18 protein-coding genes are annotated in these 20,290 nt (G+C 70.6%); 12 read left to right on the top strand and 6 right to left on the bottom strand.

The genetic code is table 11. The features are described 5' to 3' along the window. Position 1 precedes the first annotated feature (1 nt). The 3 genes from ACZ4VA_RS06605 to ACZ4VA_RS06595 are packed head-to-tail and all read right to left on the bottom strand — an operon-like array spanning position 2 to position 2,583. Positions 2–808, bottom strand: a complete 807-nt coding sequence (locus ACZ4VA_RS06605; RefSeq protein WP_355791961.1) for an MlaE family ABC transporter permease — start codon at positions 806–808, stop codon at positions 2–4. Between the two features lie 6 nt (positions 809–814). Further along, complete coding sequence (locus tag ACZ4VA_RS06600; protein WP_355791966.1) at positions 815–1,546, bottom strand: MlaE family ABC transporter permease; 732 nt, start codon at positions 1,544–1,546, stop codon at positions 815–817. A gap of 26 nt (positions 1,547–1,572) precedes the next feature. After that, positions 1,573–2,583 (bottom strand): ABC transporter ATP-binding protein, encoded by a 1,011-nt coding sequence (locus ACZ4VA_RS06595; protein ID WP_355791963.1) that lies wholly within the window; start codon positions 2,581–2,583, stop codon positions 1,573–1,575. A 733-nt stretch (positions 2,584–3,316) separates the two neighbouring features. On the opposite strand from ACZ4VA_RS06595, the gene ACZ4VA_RS06590 reads away from it, so the two are divergent. The 4 genes from ACZ4VA_RS06590 (at position 3,317) to ACZ4VA_RS06575 (ending at position 8,075) form a co-directional block, all read left to right on the top strand. Then, a complete protein-coding gene (locus ACZ4VA_RS06590) occupies positions 3,317–3,949 on the top strand; it encodes a hypothetical protein (RefSeq protein WP_355795618.1) in 633 nt (210 codons plus the stop codon). A 116-nt stretch (positions 3,950–4,065) separates the two neighbouring features. Next, positions 4,066–5,625, top strand: a complete 1,560-nt coding sequence (locus tag ACZ4VA_RS06585) for a DUF6801 domain-containing protein (RefSeq protein WP_468080123.1) — start codon at positions 4,066–4,068, stop codon at positions 5,623–5,625. A 59-nt stretch (positions 5,626–5,684) separates the two neighbouring features. Next, positions 5,685–6,635 carry a hypothetical protein gene (locus ACZ4VA_RS06580; protein WP_355791770.1) on the top strand — a complete coding sequence of 317 codons (951 nt, stop codon included), beginning with the start codon at positions 5,685–5,687 and terminating at the stop codon, positions 6,633–6,635. 222 nt (positions 6,636–6,857) lie between these two features. After that, positions 6,858–8,075 (top strand): PucR-like N-terminal domain-containing protein, encoded by a 1,218-nt coding sequence (locus tag ACZ4VA_RS06575; RefSeq protein ID WP_356172279.1) that lies wholly within the window; start codon positions 6,858–6,860, stop codon positions 8,073–8,075. Positions 8,076–8,220: 145 nt separating this feature from the next. Here the strand turns inward: ACZ4VA_RS06575 and ACZ4VA_RS06570 are convergent, their stop codons facing one another. Together ACZ4VA_RS06570 and ACZ4VA_RS06565 are read right to left on the bottom strand one after the other, a co-directional pair. Then, on the bottom strand, positions 8,221–9,066 hold the full coding sequence (locus tag ACZ4VA_RS06570) for an RNA polymerase sigma factor SigF (protein ID WP_355795934.1): 846 nt from the start codon (positions 9,064–9,066) through the stop codon (positions 8,221–8,223). 294 nt (positions 9,067–9,360) lie between these two features. Beyond that, complete coding sequence (locus tag ACZ4VA_RS06565) at positions 9,361–9,801, bottom strand: hypothetical protein (protein ID WP_355796098.1); 441 nt, start codon at positions 9,799–9,801, stop codon at positions 9,361–9,363. Between the two features lie 250 nt (positions 9,802–10,051). Here ACZ4VA_RS06565 and ACZ4VA_RS06560 point away from each other — a divergent pair, with 250 nt between their 5' ends. From ACZ4VA_RS06560 to ACZ4VA_RS06535, 6 genes are all read left to right on the top strand, one after another. Further along, a complete protein-coding gene (locus ACZ4VA_RS06560; protein WP_356172276.1) occupies positions 10,052–10,621 on the top strand; it encodes a TetR/AcrR family transcriptional regulator in 570 nt (189 codons plus the stop codon). 97 nt (positions 10,622–10,718) lie between these two features. Beyond that, positions 10,719–11,939 (top strand): GDSL-type esterase/lipase family protein, encoded by a 1,221-nt coding sequence (locus tag ACZ4VA_RS06555; RefSeq protein WP_356172273.1) that lies wholly within the window; start codon positions 10,719–10,721, stop codon positions 11,937–11,939. Positions 11,940–12,388: 449 nt separating this feature from the next. Next, positions 12,389–12,880, top strand: a complete 492-nt coding sequence (locus ACZ4VA_RS06550) for a GNAT family N-acetyltransferase (RefSeq protein WP_355787562.1) — start codon at positions 12,389–12,391, stop codon at positions 12,878–12,880. Between the two features lie 149 nt (positions 12,881–13,029). Then, positions 13,030–14,034 (top strand): TIGR03885 family FMN-dependent LLM class oxidoreductase, encoded by a 1,005-nt coding sequence (locus ACZ4VA_RS06545; protein ID WP_355787559.1) that lies wholly within the window; start codon positions 13,030–13,032, stop codon positions 14,032–14,034. Further along, positions 14,025–15,725, top strand: a complete 1,701-nt coding sequence (locus tag ACZ4VA_RS06540) for an alpha-amylase family protein (RefSeq protein ID WP_356172269.1) — start codon at positions 14,025–14,027, stop codon at positions 15,723–15,725. The genes ACZ4VA_RS06545 and ACZ4VA_RS06540 overlap by 10 nt, the downstream gene beginning before the upstream one ends. A 126-nt stretch (positions 15,726–15,851) precedes the next feature. Beyond that, positions 15,852–17,513: a glycoside hydrolase family 13 protein gene (locus ACZ4VA_RS06535; RefSeq protein WP_355790098.1), complete on the top strand. Its 1,662-nt coding sequence runs from the start codon at positions 15,852–15,854 to the stop codon at positions 17,511–17,513. A 326-nt stretch (positions 17,514–17,839) separates the two neighbouring features. Here ACZ4VA_RS06535 and ACZ4VA_RS06530 read toward each other — a convergent pair whose 3' ends face one another. Next, positions 17,840–18,193 carry a hypothetical protein gene (locus tag ACZ4VA_RS06530; RefSeq protein ID WP_388905185.1) on the bottom strand — a complete coding sequence of 118 codons (354 nt, stop codon included), beginning with the start codon at positions 18,191–18,193 and terminating at the stop codon, positions 17,840–17,842. Between the two features lie 285 nt (positions 18,194–18,478). Between ACZ4VA_RS06530 and kdpF the strand changes: the two genes are divergently transcribed. Continuing rightward, complete coding sequence (gene kdpF, locus ACZ4VA_RS06525; RefSeq protein WP_018533641.1) at positions 18,479–18,568, top strand: K(+)-transporting ATPase subunit F; 90 nt, start codon at positions 18,479–18,481, stop codon at positions 18,566–18,568. An 8-nt stretch (positions 18,569–18,576) separates the two neighbouring features. Further along, on the top strand, positions 18,577–20,241 hold the full coding sequence (gene kdpA, locus ACZ4VA_RS06520; RefSeq protein WP_468080118.1) for a potassium-transporting ATPase subunit KdpA: 1,665 nt from the start codon (positions 18,577–18,579) through the stop codon (positions 20,239–20,241). The last annotated feature ends 49 nt before the right edge of the window (positions 20,242–20,290 follow it).

Below are 20,290 nucleotides of genomic sequence, written 5' to 3'. Positions count from 1 at the left end.
CTCAGCCCGCCACCTTCACGGTCGTGGTGGCGCCCCACAGCGCCAGTGACAGGAAGAAGTCAGTCACGCTGATCAGCACGATGGCGTGGCGCACCGACCGTCCGACGGCGACACCGACGCCGGCGGGGCCCCCGGCGGCCCGGTAGCCGTAGTAGCAGTGCGCCAGGATCACCATCACGCTGAAGAGCAGCACCTTGAGCACGGACAGCAGCACGTCCGTGGGGGAGAGGAACAGGTTGAAGTAGTGGTCGTAGGTGCCCCGGGACTGGCCGTTGAACAGCACGGTGACGTACCGGGAGGCCACGTAGGAGGTGAGCAGCCCGACCGCGTAGAGCGGGATGATGGCGATCACGCCGGCGACGACACGGGTGCTGACCAGGTAGGGCTTGGAGCGGATGCCCATGCCCTCCAACGCGTCGACCTCTTCGTTGATGCGCATCGCGCCGAGCTGCGCCGTGAAGCCGGCGCCGACGGTGGCGGACAGGGCGAGTCCCGCGACGAGGGGGGCGATCTCCCGGGTGTTGAAGTAAGCGGAGACGAATCCGGTGAACGCGGCGGTGCCGATCTGGTCCAGGGCGGCGTACCCCTGGAGGCCGACGACGGTGCCGGTGAACGCGGTCATCGCGATCATCACGCCGACGGTGCCGCCGATGACACCGAGTCCGCCGGAGCCGAAGGCGACCTCCGCGAGCAGCCGCTGGATCTCTCGGGAGTACCGGCGCAGAGTGCGCGGAATCCACAGCAGGGTCTTGGTGTAGAAGATGAGTTGGTCGCCGGAGCGGTCGAGCCAGACGAGCGGGGAGGCCACGGGCGCTCAGCCTCCCTTCGGGGGGACGATCTGCAGGTACAGGCCCGTCATCACCATGTTCACGAAGAACAGCAGCATGAAGGTGATGACCACCGACTGGTTCACGGCGTCACCGACGCCCTTGGGGCCGCCGCGCGGGTTCAGGCCCCGCTGCGCGGCGACGATGCCGGCGATGAAGCCGAAGACGAGGGCCTTGAATTCGCTGATGTACAGGTCGGGCAGCTGGGCCAGCGCGGAGAAGCTCGAGAGGTAGGCGCCCGGGGTGCCGTCCTGAAGGACGATGTTGAAGAAGTAGCCGCCGAGGGTGCCGACCACCGAGACCAGCCCGTTGAGCAGCACGGCGACGCCCATGGTGGCGAGCACGCGGGGCACGACCAGCCGCTGGACGGGCGAGACACCCATGACCTCCATGGCGTCGAGCTCCTCGCGGATCTTGCGTGAACCCAGGTCGGCGCAGATCGCGGAGCCGCCCGCGCCGGCGATGAGCAGTGCGACGATCAGCGGGCTCGCCTGCTGGACGACGGCCAGCACACTGGCGCCGCCGGTGAAGGACTGGGCGCCGAGCTGCTCGGTCAGCGAACCGACCTGGAGGGCGATCACCGCGCCGAACGGGATGGCGACCAGCGCGGAGGGCAGGATGGTGACGCTCGCGACGAACCAGAACTGCTCGACGAACTCCCGGAACTGGAAGGGGCGTCGGAACACGGCCCGGCACACCTCGGCGGCCAGCGCGAACATCAGTCCGGTCTGGCGCAGTGCTGCGTTCACGCGCCGCTCCCGGAGACGGGGACCGGCACGGTGGGGGCGGTGGCGCCGCTCGTCGCGTAGGTGCGCTCGATGGCGGCCCGGGCGGCCGGCGGCAGCTGGTCCAGCATGCCCAGCACCCGTTCCCGCCGCCGGGCGACGGCACGGCGCTGGGGGAGGCCGGGGGAGGGCTCCAACTGGGGCACGATCTCCCGGGGTTGCTCCGGACCGCGGGTGGCTGCGGCCTCGGCGGCGAGCGTGGCAGCGTCCTTCTCCTCGGACATGCCGATCGGGCCCTCGCGGCGTCCGCGCAGGAACTGCGCCACCACCGGTTCCTCGCTGGTGAGCAGCACTTCGCGGGGGCCGAACGTGACCAGCTCGCGCCGGAAGAGCATCCCCATGTTGTCGGGCACGGTCGCGGCGATGTCGAGGTTGTGGGTGACGATCAGCATCGTCGCGTCGATCTGCGCGTTCAGGTCGATCAGCAGCTGCGACAGATAGGCGGTGCGGACCGGGTCGAGGCCGGAGTCGGGTTCGTCGCACAGGATGATCTGCGGGTCGAGCACCAGGGCACGGGCGAGTCCCGCGCGCTTGCGCATGCCGCCGCTGATCTCGCCGGGCAGCTTGCCCTCGGCACCCAGCAGGCCCACCACCTCGATCCGCTCCATGACGATGCGGCGGATCTCCGCCTCCTTCTTGCGCGTGTGTTCGCGCAGCGGAAAGGCAATGTTGTCGAACAATGACATGGAGCCGAACAGGGCGCCGTCCTGGAACATGAGCCCGAACATTTTCCGGGTTTCGTAAATCTCGTGTTCGGGACTGTTCGCCATGTCCACTCCGTCGATGAGGACACGGCCGCTATCCGGTTTGAGCAGCCCTATGAGCGACTTCAGGAAAACGGTCTTTCCGGTGCCGGACGGACCGAGCATGACACTCACTTCCCCCGCAGGCAAAGTCAGTGTCACGTCCTGCCAGATGTTCTGCCGACCGAAGGACTTGGTCAGTCCCTCGACCACGACTTCGATGCCCATTTCACCTCCAGCAGGCGCAGGTCGCGTGTGCACCGTGTGGCGCACGCTAGGTGGTTCTGTCGTTCGTTGACAATGGGTAGGGAGCCCGCTCTCGGGAGTGCTCCTCGAATTTGTCACCGCGGAGACAAAAACCGGATCGGAACTTGTCTGTGCGGAGACAGCTGGGCCTCGCACCTCCGGGGGGCCGGCTGTACGAGGCCCTGCTGACGGGGATCCGGCCCTGATGGAAGGCGGGGTCGGAACCGCCCGTCACGGGTCCGGCCGGCAGGGTGCGCCGACCTGGACCGTTGCTGCGCATCGGAACATTACGGCTGAGTAACCTGGGCGGGCAATACCGGTCGCCGAGTTTTTGGAACGGCCGATCGCGGTCGCGCCCCATGTGTGTGCCAGGAGACAAAAGACGGCCGAGACTTTGTCACTCGGTGCGCAATTCACCGGGTCGGGCCTCTCTGGCGGCCGGTGACGGCGGATTGCGGAGCCGTCGGCGGACTCGTGTGAAGCGGCAGGGATTTGGCATCGGATGACTAACGCCGGCAGTGGACCGCTCACCTGGGAAACAGTCCCGGAAAGAGCCGAAAGAATCATGGTCTGCGCCATTGTTCTGCGATGTTTCCGGCGAGTAACGTCGAGGCGCGGTCGAGGAATCCAGAGCCGCAGGAGTCAGACGCCCGTAATTCACTGTCGGGTGACGTGCACCCTCTGCCGGTCAATCCACAAGGAGCGTTTGAGAGTTATGAAGAAGTCTCTCAAGAGAACCGCAGTCGTCGCGGGTACGGCCGCAGCCGCCTTCGGCATGGCCATCAGCCCGTCGTCGGCCGTGCCGTCCACCGTCTGGACCGTCAACCCGACGCCGTCCAGCTTCACGGCCACCAACAGCGGCAACATCGTGCTGACGGCAAACATCCCGATGACGTGTACGACGTCCTCCGCCTCCGGCACGATGGCGAGCGCCACCGGCAACCCGGCGACGGTCGCGAGCATCTCCGCCATCAACTTCGGCACCAGCGCCTCGCCCTGCACCAGCGTCCTCGGCAACGTGACGACCGTCGCCACCACCCCGTGGACCGTCGTCGCCCAGGACTACACCGCCGCAACCGGCGTGACCAAGGGCTACATCGGCAACGTCAACGCCACCGTCACCGTCGGCGCCTGCGTGTTCAAGGTCGTCGGCAAGGCGTCCGCCACCTACACCAACTCGACCGGCATCCTCGCGGTCGCCAGCGTCTCCGGTGACCTGACCGTCGCCTCGGCGACCGGTTGCGGATCGGTCGTCACCACCTCGACCAAGCCCACCTTCAAGGGCAACTACGCCGTGAAGGTGGCGAACACGACCACCATCCCGACCATCAAGGGTTCGAACCCGTAGGCCGTTCCCTGCTCGGATGCGCCCGGCCGTGACCATCGGTCGGGCGCATCCGAGTCGTCGGCGTGCCCGACCCCGTACGACCGCACACCCCTGATCCAACCGAGCGGAGCCGCGTGATGAGACTGCACTCGACGGTGGGTGCCACCCGGGCGGGCACCCGTGGACGCCGTGCCACGGTCGCCACGTTCGTCGTCCTCGCCGCCATGGTGCCCGCCGGAGCCGTCGTCGCCGCCGGCCAGACGGTCGACGTCTCACTGCCCTACACCTGCACCCTGCCGTCCGGGAAGGTCGACGCGGCCGTGCGAGTCTCCGCGTCGCTGCCGGCCCGGGCCGGTGTGGGGCGAGCCATCCGGGCGACGGACGTCGAGACCGCCGTCGAACTGCCCGAGGAGGCGGTGAAGGAACTCCTCGGGAGCGAGGCCGGCGCCGTCTCGGTCGCCACCCGTCTCACGGTCGACGTGGCGCAGGGCGACTCCACCGCCCGAGCGCTGTGGCGCGGCTCCGCCGAACCCCAACCGGTCCCGGCCGCCGGACCGCTGACGCTGACGACCACGGGGGACGTCCCCACGGTCACCGGGCAGAGCGACGGCGACCTGACCTTCACGGCGGGGGCCCTCGGCCTGGACCTGGCGCCGACGGGGACCGCACCGGACAGCGAACCGGCGTCCCTCACCCTGCAGTGCGAGCCCGGCGAGGACGCCGCCACCCTGCTCGCCACCGTCTCGGTCGGAAACGGCACGGGCGCACCGGGCGGCTCCCCGACCGCCTCGTCCTCCGTCGCTCCCTCCAAAGCGCCGGACCGGGGAACCGCGACACCGGGCGGCGGCAAGGACCATCGCGCCCCGAAGGTCGGGGACCGGCCGTCCGCAGGGGCCGACGACCGTCCGGCCGCGCCCCCGTGCAAGTACGACGAGGGCTACCCGGCCGGCCCGATGTCGCTGAACGCCTACGTCACCGGGTACTCCAACGTGCGCAAGCAGAACGCCGCGGCGCTCATCACGCCGTTCTGCACCCTGCTCGAACAGGGATCGCCCGAGTTCGAGCCCTACCCGGACTGGAGCGGCGGCGTCATCCGCCAGCACTCCACCGGCGACCTCTACAACAACGGCCGCAAGGAGAGCATGCCGTTCAAGGCGACGTTCCTGACCTTCCGCTTCATGCCGGCCGAGGCGACCATGGTGCTGGAGCAGGCCGGACCGCTGACGGTCGACTCGCTCGGCGCCACCGACTTCGTGTTCACCAGCACCGACACCTACATCCGGGTGCCGCTGGTCCTGCGTGTGGTCAAACTCGTGGTCGACGGCACACCGCTGGACGTCGGCCCGGCGTGCCGCACCAGCGGCCCGCTGAAGTCACCCGAGCCCGACAGCGCCGCGTTCCCCGGGGACCATCTCGTCCTGCACGGGCGTGGCGAGCAGAACTCCGGCGAGCCGGCGACCGGCTACCAGCTGCTCTCCGGCGGACCGCTGACCGGCGAGGTCACCATCCCCGCCTTCCGCGGATGCGACAACGCCGGCGAGAACCTCGACCGGCTGTTCACGGCGGCCGTCTCCGGACCCGGCAACTACATCAAGCAGATACAGGGCCAGACCTGCTACGCCGCCGCCGAGGTGCCCAACCCCGACGAGTGCACCGAGGACCGACAGCCCCTGAAGGTTCCCGTCCCCGAACGCTGAACCGTACCCGGCCGTTCGAGGCTCCCCCGCACCCTCCCTCCCGTCACGAAAGGCACCCCATGACCCGCCTGCGCCTCTCCGCCCGATCCGCCACCGTCGCCACGGCGCTGACCACCGCGCTCGGCGCCTTCGTCTCGGTCGGCACGGCGACCGCGGCCACCGTTCAGCTGAACGGGGAGTGGGCACCGTTCACCCGATGCCCCGTCGACGCGCCCGCGCTCCTCGCCGCCGACGGACTGGAGCGGACCCCGCAGTGCGTGGTGTCCTCGTCCGCCAGCGGATCCATCAAGCTGGGCAACACCACCGTGACCACCGGGCGCACCAATCTGCAGATGGGCGTCGTCCAGAACTCCGACGGCAGCAGCACAGTGGTGGCGCCGCCCGGCGGCGCGCTCGTCGCCGACTCGGCCACCGTGCCCGGCGGCCTGCTCGGCCTGATGTGCCCCAGCAACGTGCCCGCGGTCACGGCGATCTGCAACCAGATCACCAACTCCACCCTCAACAAGATCACGGCGACCGTGGAATCCGCGGGGACGCCCTTCGCCTTCGACCAGAGCGCCGGCGCCCTGACGGACCTGCCCATCGTGTCGATCCCGGTCCGCATCCACCTGGAGAATCCCCTTCTCGGCAGCAGGTGCTACATCGGCAGCACGTCCAAGCCGATCCTGCTCCGCCCGAGCAACGTCAACTACCCCGACTTCTCACTGACGTTCTTCGACGGCGCCGGCAACCTGAACGACGAGGGCGAGATGAGCCGCGTCAACCTCGTGGGCGCCACCCAGAAGGACAGCACGTTCGCCGTTCCCGGCGCCGGCGGCTGCGGCCTCGGCCTGCTCGGCCTGATCGACGCCGCGGTGAACCTGAAGACGGGCCTGCCCTCTGCCGCGGGCAACAACAGCCTGACGCTGAACAACACCACCACGTCACTCGCCGCCCTCGGAGCGCCGGGCACCGTCGCACCGAACGCGGGCAAGGAGCTGTCGGAGAACTGGCACAGCGCCGTCAGGTAACGGCCGCCGAGCGACTGTTCTCGGCCACCTCGGCAGCGCACAGTCGCCTCAGCAGACCATTTGGTGCCCAAAGTGTGTACGTGCTAAGGAAGTTGAACTACTTTCAACTGCCATGGACGTCATACGTCCTTCGTCCGGCCCGGACGCCGAACCCGCTCGTCGGGGCCCCGGTGTCCGCGCCGGCGATCTCCCCTGGGCACGTAGAAGAGCGAGGGACCACGGATGCCTTCACCCGCACGTACACCGGAAGTCGGTGAGCCGCTCGATCCACTGCCCACCGAGTTCGCCGCCTTCATGAGACCGGAGTTACCCGGGCTCATCAAGGAGATCCGGGCCGAGGTCACCCGTGCCTACCCCGTGTACGGCCGCCTCCTGGAGGGACCGAACGCGGACACCATCCGGCAGGGCGTGGAGCAGGCCCTCACGGCGTTCGTCGACCGGGTCGCCGAGCCCGGCAAGCCCTCCACGCTCCGCGACGCGCTGCTGCGCCGGTTCGGCCGCGTAGAGGCGTACGAGGGGCGCGACCTGGAGTCCCTCCAGGGCGCGTACCGGCTGGGAGCCCGCATCGCCCTGCGGCGCGCGCAGTCGGTGGGCCGCCAGTACAGCCTCTCGCCCACCCTCATCCTGGCCTTCGCCGACGCCCTCTTCGCCTACGTGGAGGAGCTGGCGGAGGTGTCCCGCGAGGGGTACAACGAGGTGCAGGCCCGCGGTACCTCCGAAGTGGCCATGCTGAGACGGCAGTTGCTCCATCTCATTCTCGCGGCGCCGCCGTTGCCGCAGCCGATCGTCACGGACCTGTGCGAGGCCACGGGGTGGCCCCTGCCGACCGAATGCACCCTGGTCGTGTTCCGCCCGGGCGTGCCCGACACCGTGGAGATGGCGGACCTGGCCGGGGACGTGCTCACCGAGCCCGACGCCCCCTACCCCCACCTCCTGGTCCCGGGACCCCTGACCGCCGAACGCCAGGCCATGCTCGGCCGGGCCCTGAACGGCACCCACGCCGTCATCGGTCTGACGCTGCCGACGGCACAGGCAGCCGACTCCCTCCGCTGGGCCCGCCGAGTTCTCCAGCTCATCGACGACGGCATCGTCCCCGACGCCCCCGTCGTCCGCTGCGAGGACCACCTCACCACCCTCTGGCTGCTCTCGGACCCGCCGTTGGTGTGCCAGGTCGCCGCCCGCGAACTGGCCCCGCTGGCCGGTCTGCCGGCCAGTCGGCGCGAGCGGCTGGTGGAGACGCTCCGGGTGCACATCTCGACCCGGGCGCCGGCCGATCAGGTCGGTGACATGCTCGGGGTGCACGCCCAGACGGTCCGCTACCGCCTGCGCAGCCTCGACGCCCGCCTCGGCGAACGCCTCACCGACCCGGACCACCGCTTCGCGCTGGAAGCGGCGCTGCGCTCGCTGCACCTCCAGAACGGCGCGGGCACGTGCCCGTGAGGCCGGCGGGCAGGCCGCGTACAGCCGCTGGGCCGTGGGCGGGGCGGCACAACGGCCGGGAGCCCGCCACCGGCGTACGGTGGCGGGCTCCCGCGGCGCTCGACCGGCGCCGCTCCTTCGTCCTGACCGGAGCAGGTCGGGTGACTCACTGAGTGGTGAGCATGCCCTCACGCAGGTGGGCCAGCGTGCGGGAGAGCAGACGCGAGACGTGCATCTGCGACACCCCGAGCCGCTCACCGATCTGGGACTGGGTCAGTTCCTCGACGAACCGCATGTGGATGATCTGCCGGTCCCGCTCATCGAGCTCGGCGATCATCGGCGCGAGCGCGTGGAAGTCCTCCACCAGCTCCAGGGAGGCGTCCTGGGTGCCGATGAAGTCCGCGAGGGCGGTCTCGCCGTCCTCGTTGCCGCTGATGGCGGCGTCCAGGGAGGCGGAGTTGTAGCCGTTGGCCGCCAACCTGGCCTCGATGACCTCCTCCTCCGGGAGGCACATCAGCTCGGAGAGCTCCTTGACCGTGGGCGTACGGCCCAGGCGGCTGCGCAGCTCCTCGGTGGCCTTGGCCAGCTGGACGCGAGCCTCCTGAAGGCGCCGTGGCACGTGCACGGCCCAGCTGGTGTCACGGAAGAAGCGCTTCATCTCCCCGACGATGTAGGGGACGGCGAAGGAGGTGAACTCGACCTCGCGCGTGAGCTCGAACCGGTCGATGGCCTTGATCAGACCGATCATGCCGACCTGGACGATGTCCTCCATCTCCTGTTCGCCGCGGCTGCGGAAGCGGCCGGCCGCGTAGCGGACGAGAGACATGTTCATCTCGATCAGCGTGTTGCGCACGTACTGGTAGTCGGCGGTGCCTTCCTCGAGGACCGCCAGTTGGTCGAAGAACTGCCGTGAGAGCTCTCTCGCGTCCTTCGGCGCCACTTTCTGCGGGTCCGCGACCTCCGGCAGCCCAGCTATACCCGCGTCGACCCTGCTGGCCGTCAATACCGTCATTCTCATGCCCTCCCAGATAGATCGGCCCCTCACTCGCCCCCTGTGGGCCGACGACCCGCGATTACCCCGGGCCTCGCAACACATGCACGTCTTTTGCGGGCGATCGCCGAAGGGCGCCGCAGCGCCCGGTGGCGGGCTCGGCGCAGGTGGGTCCTGTGGGGCGTGCATCGTGGCCTGAGCAGGGGGAGTTGGGGAAACGGGCCGGTTGCCGGGGGTGCTCAAGCGGCCGGGCCCGCCGGAGCGAAAAGCTCCGGCGGGCCCGGCAACAGCACTACCTGAGTGGTGTCCTGTCGGTCAGAGACGGCCGCCACTGAGACGCGAGAGCGGTCCGCGCTGCCTCAGTCCGGCACGACGGCCGAGGGTGTAGGAGCAGAGGACCACGGTCGCGGTACCCGCGCCCGCGGCGGCGGCCACGACCTTCCTGGCCTTCAGGAGGGTCAGGGCCAACCCGGCCTTGCCGACCGTCTGCTGAGCGGCCGACGTGACGGTGCCCTGCACCGTCTTGGCCGCCACCCGGGCCTTCTCCGAAGCCGCACCGCCGATGCCCGCCAGGACTTCCTTGCTGCCGCGGCCCGCGGCGCCGGCTGCCTCGCCGGCGCTCTTCGCCGCTTCGGTGGCGGACTGCTGTGCCTCCTTCGCCGGTGCCGAGGCGTTGTCGGTCACGGCCTTCTTCGCCGCTCGCGCGTTCGCCGTCGGCGACTGTCCGTTCGTCGTCTTGTTGCTTGTTCCAGCCATACCGCTCGGTTATCCGGCCCTTCCATCGGCAAACCGGGAACCGCCAACCCGCTGTCACCGACAGCCGCGTTGACCGGATCCGTGTCCCTCCCGCCGCCACGGCGAGGCGAGCGCCCGGAGGTGTCACCGGGGAGGACAGGGTGGTGACGGCCGCGGGCCTGTCCCCGTAGGCGCTCCTAAGTCCAGCTTGCATTTGCCTAAAGGTCTTAGGGAAATGCATAATAGGTTTCGACGAGCTGAGAGGACCGCCATGGTGCGCGCAGGACTGACGACGGAACGCCTGACCCGGGCAGGGGCCGAACTGGCCGACGAGGTCGGCTTCGAGCAGGTGACCGTCTCCGAGCTCGCCAGACGGTTCGACGTGAAGGTCGCGAGCCTGTACTCGCACGTCAGGAACTCCCAGGACCTCAAGACCAGGATCGCCCTGCTCGCCCTGGAGGAACTCGCCGACAGGGGCGCCGCCGCCCTGGCAGGCCGTGCGGGCAGGGACGCCCTGAGCGCCTTCGCGAACGTGTACCGCGACTACGCACGCGAGCACCCCGGCCGTTACGCGGCGGCGCAGCTGCGGCTCGACCCCGAGACGGCCGCCGCGAGCGCCGGTGTCAGGCACGCCCAGATGATGCGGGCGATCCTGCGCGGATACGACCTCACGGAGACCGACCAGACCCACGCCGTCCGGCTGCTCGGCAGTGTCTTCCACGGGTTCGTCACGCTGGAGGCCGGCGGCGGGTTCAGTCACAGCGCTCCCGACTCGCAGGAGTCCTGGTCGCGCATCCTCGAATCCCTCGACACCCTGCTCCGTAACTGGACCGCCCCCTGATCCGTCCCTGGCGCACCGGCCGGGGAGCCGGAGAGCAAGCGCGCCATCGCCATGCCGGACCGGACCGGCGCAACGCACCCAGCAACAGGTTGAAGCCATGAACTCCGAGCACGACCCCGCCATCATGACCGGCACCGCATCCGCCATCGCACCCATCACCACGCCCGTCACCGACGACCTGGTGCGCGGCGCCCTCGATCTGGAGCGCACCGAACACGGCGTGCTGCCGCACCGGTTGCCCGCCCGGGCCCGGGCCCAGTACACCGACGGGCAGCTGGCCCTCGCGGAGGCCCAGCCGTCGGGCGTACGACTGGTGTTCCGCACCCGAGCCACCGTCGTGGAGCTGGACACGCTGCGCACCAAGATGGCCTACCAAGGCGCACCGCCGCGCCCGGACGGCCTGTACGACCTGGTCGTGGACGGCCGGTTCGCGGGGCAGACCAGTGTGACCGGCGGCAAGGTCCTCCTGATGGACATGGCCACCGGGGCCGCGGAAACCCTGCCCGGCCCCGTCGGCACCGTGCGGTTCACCGGCCTGCCGGACCGTACGAAGGACGTGGAGATCTGGCTGCCGTACAACGAGATCACGGAGCTGGTCGCCCTGCGCACGGACGCTCCCGTCGAGGCGGTACCGGGGGACGGGCGCCCCGTGTGGCTGCACCACGGCAGCTCGATCAGCCACGGCTCCAACGCGGCCGGCCCGACCTCGACCTGGCCCGCGCTCGCCGCCTCACTCGGTGGCGTGGAGCTGATCAACCTCGGTCTGGGCGGCAGCGCCCTGCTCGATCCCTTCACGGCCCGCGCCCTGCGGGACACCCCGGCGGACGTCATCAGCGTCAAGATCGGGATCAACCTCGTCAACACCGACGTGATGCGACTGCGCGCCTTCACCCCGGCCGTGCACGGCTTCCTCGACACCGTCCGCGAGGGACACCCCACCACCCCGCTGCTCGTCGTCTCGCCCATCCTGTGCCCGATCCACGAGGACACCCCCGGACCCAGCGCGCCGGACTTCAGCGGCCTCGACAAGGGACAACTGCGGTTCCGGGCAGCGGGCGACCCCGCGGAACGGGCGGCCGGGAAGCTGACCCTCACCGTCATCCGGGACGAACTGGCACGCATCGTGAAGCAGCGGGCGGCCGAGGACCCGCACCTGCACTACCTGGACGGCCGCGAGCTCTACGGAGCGGAGGACGTCGCCGAACTGCCGCTGCCCGACGAGCTCCACCCCGACGCGGCCACCCATCGCCGTATGGGTGAACGCTTCGCCGCTCTCGCCTTCGGAGCCGGGGGAGTCCTCACGGCGGACGGCCACTGACGGCGAGGCCGAGCGGAAATCCGGGCGTGGGGCGGGCAGTTCAGGGCCATGGTCCGTGGTCGAGGTGTACTTCGTGGGGCCGCTACGGTCGCCTCCCGGCGGCACCTGGCGAGTGTCTCGGGGGGATCGCTCATCTCGTCGCGGATCACCTTGACGGCCAGCAGGCGCCCGCCGGGCCACCGCCCCAGTTACGGCTGCCCCATGCCGCCCGCCCCGAGCCGGGCGAGTGTCCGCCAGGCGCCTGCGCGCGCGGGGTCCTGCGGTCGCAGCTCGCCCACGCGCTCGACTCTGCCACACCTGATCATGGAAGAGGGGCCGTCCGCCCATGAAGTCCGCCCGCGACGGCCTGGTCCCTCACCGGGGGCGGCGTCCGCGGGCGCGGAGGTCCGCCACTGCGCCCCGTTCGGCCCCTGGCGCGTGTGGACCCGCCGGTGCGTAATACTCGACGTATGAACCCGAGCATTACGTCCAGGAACGGCGCGACCGTGATCCGGCGGGCCGTCGCCCGGGACGCCAAGCGGCTCACGAAGCTCGTACGCGGGTCGCGCGCCTACGAGGGGCAGTACGCGGCGATGGTCGCGGGCTACCGCGTCGGACCCGACTACATCGAGGCGCACCGCGTCTTCGTGGCCGTCGACACCGACGACCCCGCCGGTCCCGCCGGTCCCGTCCTCGGGTTCTACTCGCTCGTCGTCGTCCCGCCGGAGCTGGACCTGCTGTTCGTCGCGGACGGCACCCAGGGGCGCGGCATCGGGAGGATGCTCGTCGAGCACATGAAGTCGCAGGCGCGCGCCGCCGGACTCGACCGCGTGCACGTGGTGTCCCACCCCCCGGCCGAGGGTTTCTACCGCAGCGTGGGCGCGCTGCGCACCGGGACCGCGCCCGCGAACCCGCCCGCGGTGGCCTGGGACCGGCCTGAGCTGGAGTTCCGCATCACGTGACCTGCACCGGGGTACCCACCGGCCCCGTGGAGAACACGCACCTCGCAGGACAGGCGATCGGGCCTTCAACGCCCGTGCCGTAGCCCGCGGTTGCACCTGACCGCCCCCGGACCGCCACTGAGGGGCGATCCCGGGGGTAACCGCTCGGCATGACTGTTTACGGATTGCACGCCTCGCACGAACAGATACCGCCCGCGGATCTGCTCGACGCCGTGGTCCACGCGGAGAGCGCGGGATTCACCGCCGCCATGTGCTCCGACCACTTCTCGCCGTGGAGCGTCCGCCAGGGCGAGTCCGGCTTCGCCTGGTCGTGGCTCGGAGCCGCCCTGCAGGCCACCGAGCAGATCCCCTTCGGCGTGGTGAACGCGCCCGGCCAGCGCTACCACCCGGCGATCATCGCCCAGGCCGTCGGCAGTCTGGCGTCCATGTACCCGGGCAGGTTCTGGGTGGCGCTCGGCAGCGGCGAGGCCTCCAACGAGCACATCACAGGCGCGGGTTGGCCGCGCAAGGACATCCGCAACGCCCGTCTGCGCGAGTGCGTCGACGTCATCCGGGCGATGCTGCACGGGGAGGAGGTGAGCCACGACGGACTGGTCACCGTGGACCGGGCCCGGCTGTGGACCCTGCCGCCCGCCGTGCCGCCGCTGATCGGGGCCGCGTGCAGCACGGCCACCGCCGCCTGGTGCGCCGAATGGGCCGACGGCCTCATCACGGTCAACGCCCCGCGCGAGCGCCTGCGCGAGATCGTCGGCGCCTACCGGGACGCCGGAGGCCGCGGACCCCTGCATCTCCAGGTGCACCTGAGCTGGGCGCCCGACGAGGACGAGGCCCTCGCGCTGGCACACGACCAGTGGCGCACCAACGTCCACGCGCCCCCGGCCAGTTGGGACCTCGACTCCCCGGAACTCTTCGACATCGTCAGCGAGCACGTCACGCCCGAGCAGGTGGCCGGCACGGTCAACGTCTCGTCGGACCTCGGCCGGCACACCGCCTGGCTCCAGGAGTACGCCGAACTCGGCTTCGACGCGGTGATGCTGCACCACGTGGGCCGCGAACAGGCCCCGTTCATCGACGCGTTCGCCGCGGAAGTACTGCCGCGACTCGACGTCACCCGTCCGCTGCCCGCCACCGCCAAGGAGTACCGATGCGTCTGACCCGGACATCCGACCTGTGGTGGAAGAACGCGGTGGTGTACTGCCTGGACGTCGAGACCTACCAGGACGGCAACGGCGACGGGATCGGCGACTTCGCGGGACTCACCCAGCGCATCGACCACCTCGTGCGGCTGGGCGTGACGTGCGTCTGGCTGATGCCCTTCTACCCGACGCGGGAACGCGACGACGGGTACGACATCACCGACTTCTACGGGGTGGACCCCCGGCTGGGCACCCTAGGAGACTTCACCGAGTTCGTCCGCACCGCCAAGGACCGCGGCATCCGCGTGATCGCGGACCTCGTCGTGAACCACACCTCCGAGGACCACCCCTGGTTCAAGGACGCCCGGTCCAGCCGGGACTCGGCCCACCGCGACTGGTACGTGTGGGCGGACGAGCCCCCCGAGGACGGACCCAAGGGCGTGGTCTTCCCCGACGCGGAGGACAGCCTGTGGGAGTACGACGAGGGCAGCGGCCAGTACTACCTGCACCGCTTCTACAAGCAGCAGCCCGACCTGAACGTCGCCAACCCCGCGGTGCGCGACGAGATAGCCCGCGTCATGGGGTTCTGGACGGAGCTGGGGCTCTCGGGGTTCCGGGTCGACGCCGTGCCGTTCCTGCTGGAGACGGACGGGCAGGACGACGCCGGGAACCTGCCGGACCCGCACGAGTACCTCGCCGACCTGCGCGCCTTCCTCGGCCGCCGCAACGGCGAGTCGGTGCTGCTCGGCGAGGTCAACCTGCCCTACGACGGTCTCGCCCGCTTCTTCGGCGACCCCGCATCCGACCGCGGCGACGAGCTCACCATGTGCTTCGACTTCGTCGGCATGCAGCAGATGTACCTGTCCATGGCGCGCGAGGACGCCGGTCCGCTGGCCGCCGCGCTGCGGGACCGCCCGGCCGCCCCGCGGGACGCCCACTGGGCCACGTTCGTGCGCAACCACGACGAGCTCACTCTCGACAAGCTCAGCGACGACGAGCGCGCCGAGGTCTTCGCCTGCTTCGGCCCGGACAAGGACATGCAGCTGTACGACCGGGGCCTGCGCCGCAGGCTGCCGCCGATGGTGGGCGGCGACCGGCGCCGCGTCGAACTCGCCTACAGCCTGCTGTTCACCCTGCCGGGCACCCCGGTGCTCTTCTACGGCGAGGAGATCGGCATGGGGGAGAACCTGGCCGTCGAGGGGCGTCAGGCCGTACGGACACCCATGCAGTGGACTCCGGAGGCCGGCGCCGGCTTCTCCACCGCCGAACCGGAGGCGTTCCCCAACCCGCTGGCCGAGGGCGAGTTCGGGCCGCAGAAGGTCAACGTGTACGAGCAGAGCCGCGACCCCGGCTCCCTGCTGAGCCGCATCCGGCTGTTCACCGAGCGCTACCGGGAGGCGCCCGAACTGGCCTGGGGCGACTACGAGCTCGTGGAGACGGGGGAGCCCGCCGTCCTGGCCCACCTGGGGTGCACCACCGACGGCAGGGTCCTGGCCGTGCACAACTTCGCGGGCCGCCAGGTCACCGTACGCCTCAGGCTGCCCGAGGTCGGCCCCGGTGCACGCCTGACGGATCTCCTCGACGACGGGCACGACGGTCTCACCGTGGGCGACGACGGCCTGCTCCGCGTGGAACTGCCCGCCTACGGGTACCGGTGGCTGCGCGTCGGTACTCCGGCGGACGACCCCGAAAGGGTCGCTTCCGACTGACACCGCGCCCGCCGGGAAAGTCATCTGAGGTGATCGAGGACCCCGGCGGCCGGCCGGTCCGGCGCCGTCGGTCCGCGAGCACGGCACGACCCGCTCATACGCTCAGCTCATCGCAAGGAGAAGCCGGTGGACTCAGCCCGTACCCGCACCTCCTGGTGGCGTGACGCCGTCATCTACCAGGTGTACCTGCGCAGCTTCGCCGACGGGAACGGCGACGGGACCGGTGACATCGCCGGACTGCGCCGGCGCCTGCCCCACCTCGCCGGGCTGGGCGTGGACGCGCTGTGGATCACCCCCTGGTATCCCTCACCGATGGCCGACGGCGGATACGACGTCGCGGACTACCGGAACATCGACCCGCTGTTCGGCACGCTGGACGACGCACAGGCCCTGCTCGACGAGGTGCACGGGCACGGCATGCGACTGATCATCGACATCGTGCCGAACCACACCTCGACCGCCCACGCCTGGTTCCGCCGGGCACTGGCCGAGGGGCCGGGGTCCGCCGCCCGGGAGCGGTACATCTTCCGTCCGGGACGCGGCCCCCGGGGCGCCGAGCCGCCGAACGACTGGCGCAGTGTCTTCGGCGGCTCCGCCTGGACGCGGATCACCGAACCCGACGGCTCGCCCGGCCCCTGGTACCTGCACCTGTTCGCCCCCGAGCAGCCCGACCTGAACTGGGACGACCCGCAGGTGCGCGCCGAGTTCGAGTCGGTCCTGCGGTTCTGGTTCGACCGCGGTGTGGACGGGGTCCGCATCGACGTCGCGCACGGTCTGGTCAAGGCCCCCGGGCTGCCCGACCTCGGCTCACTGGACGGCAAGCTGCTGGAGGGCGCCCACCGCGAGGACCACCCGCACTGGGACCGCGAGGAGGTCCACGAGATCTTCCAGGGCTGGCGGGCCGTGGCCGACACCTACGACGAGCCCCGGGTCTTCGTCGCCGAGGCGTGGACGGGCGCCCCGGAACGGCTCGCGCGTTACGTGCGCCCCGACGAGCTCCACACCGCCTTCAACTTCGACTACCTGATGACACCGTGGCGCCCGGACCGGCTGCGGCGGGTGATCGACTCGTCCCTGAGCGCCCTCGGTCAGGTGGCCGCCCCCGCCACCTGGGTGCTCTCCAACCACGACGTGGCCCGGCACGTCTCCCGCTACGCGCGACCCCAGCCGGACGAACCGCTGCGCTCCCTGTCCGACCTCAAGGGCCCCGCGGACCTGGACCTGGGCACACGGAGGGCCCGCGCCGCCGCGCTGCTCACCCTCGCCCTGCCCGGCAGCGCGTACCTGTACCAGGGTGAGGAACTGGGCCTGTGGGAGGTTGAGGACCTTCCCGAGGACCTGCTCCAGGACCCCACGTGGCTCCGCTCCGGGCGCACCGACCGGGGCCGCGACGGCTGCCGTGTCCCTCTGCCGTGGCAGGGGGACACCCCGCCTTTCGGCTTCAGCCCCGAGGGCAGCAGGGCGCGGACGTGGCTGCCGCAGCCGGAGGCGTGGAAGTCGCTGACGGTGGCGGCCGAGGAGGGGGACCCGTCCTCGATGCTGGAGCTCTACCGCGAGGCGCTGCGCGTCCGCCGCGCCGAGCCGGCCCTCGGCGACGGCACGCTGGCCTGGGAGAGCGACCCCGACTCCACGCTGCTCGTCTTCCGCCGCGCCCCCGGCTTCCGCTGCGTCGTCAACTTCTCCGAGGAGCCGGCCGCGCTCCCCGAACACGGCACCGTCCTGCTGGCCAGCGGCCCCCTCCACGAGGGCCGCCTTCCCTCCGACACGGCGGTGTGGCTGAAGGACTGACCAAGAGGTTGCCATCAGAGCGGGCGCGGCCGGCTCCACGGGGGCACACAGGCGGCGGCGTCGTGCGGCGGCCCCGGCCCGCCCGCCGCGCCCGCTCGGCGTGACACAGATGCACGGCGGTGTCCTCGCGACGGTTCGCGACGTCCTCGCGGGCGTTGGCGGCACGTTCCCGTTCGGCGCCCTGGGCCGCCAGGCTGCCGGCGCCCGAGTCGGGCGGGCCACCCAGCGGATCGATGCCCATGCCCCCCGTACGCTCCGATTCGCCTAGCGGCTCGGCGGTGTGCCGGGGCAGGGCGTCAAGTCCCGCTGGAGCAAGGGCGTTACGGTCAGGCAGCCGCCGCGTACGCCGCCGCGACGGCCGTGTCCACACGTGCGTGGACGACGAGCGGGGTGCCCTCGGGTTCGGCGGAGGCCTCCAGGCGGCGCCGGGCGGGAGCGCTGTGGGAGGCGACGGACACCAGTACGCCGAGGTGGGCGCACGCGCGGTGGGCCTCCACGACGGCGTCGACGGTGGCACTGCCGGTCGCCGGTCCCTCCAGCACTATCACCACCGGGAACGGCTGATAGGTGTGCACGAGGTCGCTGATGTGCGCGGCGAGCGCCGTTCGCTCCCCGGTGTCCGTCGCGGCGTCCGGCGTGATCATCAGGACGCCGCGCTCAATGGTGTGGGACAGCAACACGACCTCCCGGTTCAGTCAGTCCAACGGTTCGTCCTCGGCGATGCGGGTGCCCGTCCGCGGCGTCCCCATGCCGCAGGTTTGCGTATGAGATCCGTCAAGGACGAACCGGACGTCGTCAGGGAGGCGTCAAGAGCGAGCTGGCTCGATCATCCCGGGGGTTTGCTGAGGTCGTCCGTTCGATCCGAATCTCTTCTAGGAGCTCGCGATGGCCGACCTGGCCTTCGTCGTCGTCACGCTCGCGGTGTTCGCGCTGGTGGCTCTCGTCGCCAAGGGGGTGACGAAGCTGTGACCGCCGAGAACATCGTCGGCCTCGTCGTGGCCGTCGCCCTGCTGGGCTATCTCGTCCTCGCCCTGATCTACCCGGAGAGGTTCTGAGAAGCACCATGAGCCCCGTCCTCGCAGGCGTGCTCCAACTGCTCGCGCTCATAGCGGCTCTGGCACTCGCCTACGTCCCCCTCGGCAACCACCTGGCCAGGGTCTACTCCTCCGGCAGGCATCTGCGTGCCGAGAAGTGGATCTACAAGGCGATCGGCGCCGACCCGAACGCCGGGATGCGCTGGCCCGCGTACCTGCGCGGCGTGCTGGCCTTCTCCGCGGCCGGCGTCTTCTTCCTGTACGCGCTTCAGCGGCTGCAGGGCCACCTGCCCGGCTCGCTCGGCTTCCGGTCCATCGACCCCGACCAGGCCTTCAACACCGCGGCGTCGTTCGTCACGAACACCAACTGGCAGTCCTACTACGGCGAACAGGCCATGGGACACGTCGTGCAGACCGCCGGTCTGGCGGTGCAGAACTTCGTCTCCGCGGCCGTCGGCATGGCGGTCGCCGTGGCCCTGGTGCGGGGCTTCGCACGCTCCCGCACCGGTGAACTCGGCAACTTCTGGTCCGATCTGGTGCGCGGTGTCGTCCGCGTCCTGCTACCGGGCGCGGTGATCGCCGCGATCGTGCTCGTGGCCTGCGGTGCCGTCCAGAACTTCTCCGGCATCCACGAGGTCGGCCAGTTCCTGGGCGGCTCACAGCAGTGGAACGGCGGCGCGGTCGCCTCACAGGAGGCCGTCAAGGAACTGGGCACGAACGGCGGCGGCTACTTCAACGCCAACTCCGCGCACCCTTTCGAGAACCCCACGCCCTTCACCAACCTGTTCGAGATCTTCCTGATGTTGGTGATCCCGGTCGCCCTGACCCGCACCTTCGGCGTCATGGTCGGCTCCGTCAGGCAGGGATACGCGATCCTCGCGACGATGGCGGCCATCTGGGTCGGCTTCGTCGCCCTGATGATGTGGACCGAGTTCCAGCACCACGGACCGGCGCTCGACATCGCCGGCGGTGCGATGGAGGGCAAGGAGACCCGCATCGGGGTCGGGGCCTCGTCGATCTTCGCGGTGTCCACGACGCTTACCTCGACGGGCGCCGTGGACTCCTTCCACTCCTCGTTCACCGGCCTCGGCGGCGGGATCACGCTGCTGGGCATGCAGCTCGGCGAGATCGCGCCCGGCGGCACCGGCTCCGGGCTGTACGGGATGCTCGTCATGGCGGTGATCGCGGTGTTCGTCGCCGGCCTGATGGTCGGCCGCACCCCCGAGTACCTGGGCAAGAGGATCGGCGTCCGCCAGATCAAGTTCGCGGCCCTGTACATCCTCATCACCCCGGCCCTGGTGCTCGTCCTGACCGCCGCCGCCATGGCCCTGTCGACGCCCGGGCACTCGATGACCAACGCGGGCGCGCACGGCTTCTCCGAGATCCTGTACGCCTACACCTCGGCCGCCAACAACAACGGCTCCGCCTTCGCCGGCCTGAACGCCGACACGCAGTGGTTCAACACCACGCTCGGGCTGGCCATGCTCCTCGGACGCTTCCTGCCGATGGTGTTCGTCCTGGCCCTGGCCGGTTCGCTCGCCGGACAGCGGCCGGTCCCGGCGACCGCGGGCACCCTGCGCACCGAGAAGCCGCTGTTCGCGGGCCTCCTGGTGGGCGCGATCATCGTCATCACCGGCCTGACCTACTTCCCGGCCCTCGCACTGGGACCGCTGGCCGAGGGGCTGGCGACATGAGCACCCGCACCCGTGGAACCGGCGCCGGCAAGTCCCCCGCGGACGGGGC

Source organism: Streptomyces sp. NPDC028308 (genome assembly GCF_055565855.1).
The sequence above is the reverse complement of the archived record's forward strand: the minus strand, read 5'-3'. Positions and strand labels throughout refer to the sequence as shown.